The sequence below is a fragment of the Reinekea sp. genome (genome assembly GCF_982785585.1).
The window spans coordinates 5,801-9,749 of sequence record NZ_CEYAVF010000053.1 but is presented as its reverse complement, the minus strand read 5'-3'; the positions used below and the strand labels follow the sequence as shown (position 1 = coordinate 9,749).

Annotated in this window: 4 protein-coding genes; 3 read left to right on the top strand and 1 reads right to left on the bottom strand. The window is 52.3% G+C overall.

Annotation, left to right across the window (positions count from 1 at the left end; genetic code table 11):
• A partial coding sequence (locus tag AC4FIC_RS14620; RefSeq protein ID WP_490359431.1) for a hypothetical protein occupies positions 1-1,458 on the top strand: 1,458 nt, incomplete at its 5' end.
• 129 nt (positions 1,459-1,587) lie between these two features.
• Here the strand turns inward: AC4FIC_RS14620 and AC4FIC_RS14615 are convergent.
• A complete protein-coding gene (locus AC4FIC_RS14615; protein ID WP_476195175.1) occupies positions 1,588-2,469 on the bottom strand; it encodes a LysR substrate-binding domain-containing protein in 882 nt (293 codons plus the stop codon).
• Between the two features lie 143 nt (positions 2,470-2,612).
• Here AC4FIC_RS14615 and AC4FIC_RS14610 point away from each other — a divergent pair, with 143 nt between their 5' ends.
• Together AC4FIC_RS14610 and AC4FIC_RS14605 are read left to right on the top strand one after the other, a co-directional pair.
• On the top strand, positions 2,613-2,795 hold the full coding sequence (locus AC4FIC_RS14610) for a hypothetical protein (protein WP_100258090.1): 183 nt from the start codon (positions 2,613-2,615) through the stop codon (positions 2,793-2,795).
• A gap of 203 nt (positions 2,796-2,998) precedes the next feature.
• Positions 2,999-3,676, top strand: coding sequence for a putative 2OG-Fe(II) oxygenase (locus tag AC4FIC_RS14605; protein WP_273283802.1), 678 nt, complete (start codon positions 2,999-3,001; stop codon positions 3,674-3,676).
• Positions 3,677-3,949: the final 273 nt, after the last annotated feature.

Here is a 3,949-nt window from a genome sequence, read left to right as displayed (position 1 = left end):
GATATACTATGGCCACTTTGGCTGGGCAAATGGCGAATCCTGCTTTGGGGCCTAATCTTTTCTTTGGGGACTGTCATATACCAACTGGGAGGACTCAGTTGGGAGAAGTCTTCCAGCGCTCAAATGCAGGTGCATTTTAATTTTGACGGCGCCGAAACGGGGCTCTATCCCAACCGGACTAAATTTTCGCCTCTAGAAATTCTCTCCGGCCCTGTTCTTCGCCAGGTTTACGCGCGAAACGTTGATCCAGCGGTATCCTTCGACGACTTTTCCGCAGCCTTGACCATGGCTCCCGGTTTCGCTGGCGCGAGCCGATTAGACGGCGTTATCGCCAACCTTGCCGCACAAGACAAGGGTTTATCGGTTGCAGAATTCAATGAGGCGATAGCCGCGTATTCGCAGACGCTGAGTCAGAGTGCCCGAATTAACAGCACCCTGTTGTTGGACCTTAGCCTGGTAAACGGAAACATGGCCAAAGCAAGCCAAATTTTGTCCGATATTCCCGATACCTGGGCCACACAGGCGATCAAAAATCGCGGGGTGTTAAATCAGATTCAACCAACGTTGAGCAGTCAGATCATCACCGCAGAAGAACAAGATTTGTTGATCAAGGTCAACATCCTATCCGACACCCACAAGGTGTTAAGTAAAATTACCAACGATTATATCAATAGCCCCCTGTTAAACGATATTGCTGATCCAAGCTCGGGCTATAAGTTATCCGATCTGGAGCACCTGCTCGGCACCGAAGGCAAGTATCGGATCGCTATTCTAAAAGAAATTGTCATAAAGTCTGGCGTGGGCGCCGATAGCGAAATCTGGAATAAAGGCTTTCGAGAAGCCCGGCTAGCAGAGCTGGAGCGTCAACGCGACAGCTTAGAGCGCATGGTAACCGTCTACAACGATGCCCTGATACAGTTCAGTCAGCAAGACGATTCGCAAGCCCAAACAGGGCCTGGGCAATCGCAAACCAGTCCGCAAATCTATTCGCCACAATACAGTAATGACCTGGTCAATACATTGCTTCAGCTGGGTTCGAAAATGGCGGACCCTGAGTACCGCAAAGAGTTACTTGAAAAGAAAATCGATTTTTCATCCGACCTGGAGTCGGTCATCTCAGAAATCGAATTTTACCAATCCGAAAGCGACGGCAAGTCCGCGGCCCTCGACAGCACCAAAATTAGCCAATTAATTACGGATTCTAGCGCCAAGATGGCCGGGCTTAATGATGCCTTAACCGGTATTATCCAGGTTGCCAATAACTCTTCTCTGTCAGACAACGGTCAGCTGTATGACCTTCTAGGAAGCATTGTCGAAGTGAACAGCAGTAATCTTTCGAGCAGGCTCCTGCTCAAGCTGATCCTAGCCTTTATGATGGGCTCTGCTGTTGGTGTGTTCGTGATTTTTCTCAGACGGGTAACGGCCCCGACATCCACTGTCGATGTGCTAGGCAGCTAGGCTGTTTAGTAACTTTTTAGTGACGGCTAACCAGATCGGGCTGACTAGCACCAAGATAAGATCTTTACCGCGCGACATTTAGGCAGGGCCCTGTCGCGGTGGCCCTCTGGGCAGTCTGGACCAACGCGGTCAAAGCTTTAAACCCTTATGCTCAGTCAAATCGCGCTCCATGCGCTCGATAATCCAGGTCTGAAATACCATCATGGGATGACTGAGTGGGCGGTTTTTTTGTGAGACCAGATAAAAGGACTTCGGCAGCTGCATAACCAGATCAATTGGAATCATCAGTTCGCCCCGTTCTATCTCCGCCGACACCAAACTCGGATCGGTTAGGGCGACCCCGAGGCCTTCGGTTGCCGCATTCGCGGTTATCATGCCATTGGAAAAACTGATAATGCCGAGCGCCGGATGGAAGCCGGTTTGCGATAGGGCAAACCAGCTCGGCCAATGCTCAGGCCGTTTCTTGACCTGCAGCAGGCGCAGCTTGAGCAGGTCGGCTGGCACCATAATGCGCTCTTGCTCTAACAGCTCCGGGGCACAGACCGGCACCAAGAAGGACGGCCGCAAGTGGGTGCAACTGACCCCACCCCATTCCCCATCACCAAAGTAGACGGCCATATCGATATCGGACTGGTTGAAGTCGATCACGCCGATAGAGCTGTGAATATCCAGTTCGATTTCAGGGTGCCTATTGGTGAAGTCATTGAAACGGGGCAAGAGCCAACGATCGAGAAAGGTCGGTGCCACCGCCAACTTGAGTTCGCCACCAGCATGCCGAGCGAGCTGTCCGGTGGCCGATTCAATGTGCATAAAGGCTTGGCTGATCGCCGCCAAATAGCGCTCACCGGCCATACTCAGGGTCACCTTACGCACCCTACGTTCAAACAATTCCAAACCGAGAAAGGCTTCCAGGGCCTTGACCTGATGGCTAATGGCCGAGGGCGTAACAAACAGCTCTTGGGCCGCGGCCTGAAAGCTGCCGGTCCGACCGGCCGATTCGAATGCCTGCAGAGCCTTGAAGGGCGGTAAACGTTTGATAGGTCACCTATGAGTGAGTTAATTTCATCTATAGTGCAAAAAATAATCGTTTGTTGGCCAAAGGTCAAATCACTACACTTCTTTTATAGAATTTTTTGAAGCAAAGAGGAATCGACATGCAAAACCACGAACCGTTCACAGCCCCAAGTTTGAGCTCCGATGAAGTCGCTCGGTACGTTCGCCAAGCCCGCGCATTGCGTAGCCAGGCACTAAACCACTGGATTAAGGCAACGACCGATTCAATCTCAAAAGCCATGCACGATCTGATTGCCTCCATCGGGCAGGGTCATAAGGCCTAAGTTCTATGTCCTGTTTCCTGTGTCTTGCCTGAGCACAACCGCTACACCCTATTATGTTCGTTTTTTTGCCCGCCTCGGCGGGCTTTTTTATGCCTGCCATACCGCGGCCGGATTGCAGTGCAGCGCGCTGTTATCGCTCGGGCCTTACAAAAGGGGCCGATCTTGGGTAATCTTGCCTGCCCATTGCCCAGAGCGCTGTCCCCATGGATTTTGATTTCGAAACCGTTTCCGATACACCGGATGTTGAACCGGTTGAACTGTGGCAGAGCCAATGTTTTATCACCCAAAATCCCTATCATGACCTGCTAAAGGATGCCCTGCGCAAACTTATCTACGCCGATGCCGCCTCCGGCCCCAGCGCGATTAAGAGTGAGGTCGGGGTCCTCGCCAAGGGCAACTTGCAAGAGAGTGAACTGGACTTCTTGGCTCGGGACAATGATGACATCCAGACCTTGAATGTCCTGTTCACCGATTTACTCAATACCGTCGCCAGCGAGGTCAATCACGGCTTTTGGCCCGAGGACGCCCAAGCGGATGCTCAGATTACCGAAAGCTGGTATCACATTACGCAGAACGGCGGTTTCCATGACGCCCACAGTCACCCGAACTGCTCCTGGTGCGGTATCTATTACCTGGATGTCGGCGCGACTAACTTTGCGCAACGCAATGGCATCAACCGCTTTTACGATCCGCGTATCAACGCCGACCATTATCTCGATGCCGGCAGCCAATACCTCAACGGCACCGGGGTGTGGGACCTGGAACCGGTAGACGGCCAGATTGTAATCTTCCCATCCTATTTGAAACATTCGGCCCTGCCCTATTTTGGCCAACCGGATCGCCTGGTCATTGCCTTCAACGCTCAGGTTGGTCTGATTTAAGGCTGCGCGCATCGGGCGCAGCTAGTACTTTGCCATTTTCAACCATGCTTCGAACTCAATCCCGGGAAATGGACTGCCTTCGCTATAATCGTGGAAAGTATCAGGGACTGCAGTACAGATGAATCTTCCAGCGGCCGCGCATACGGGTAAACTTGTCGTCTATCAGGTGTTTACGCGTCTGTTTGGCAATCAGAACAGCACCAACAAGCCATGGGGCACCCTGGCCGAAAACGGGGTCGGTAAGTTCGCCGACTTCGATGACCGCGCCCTCGC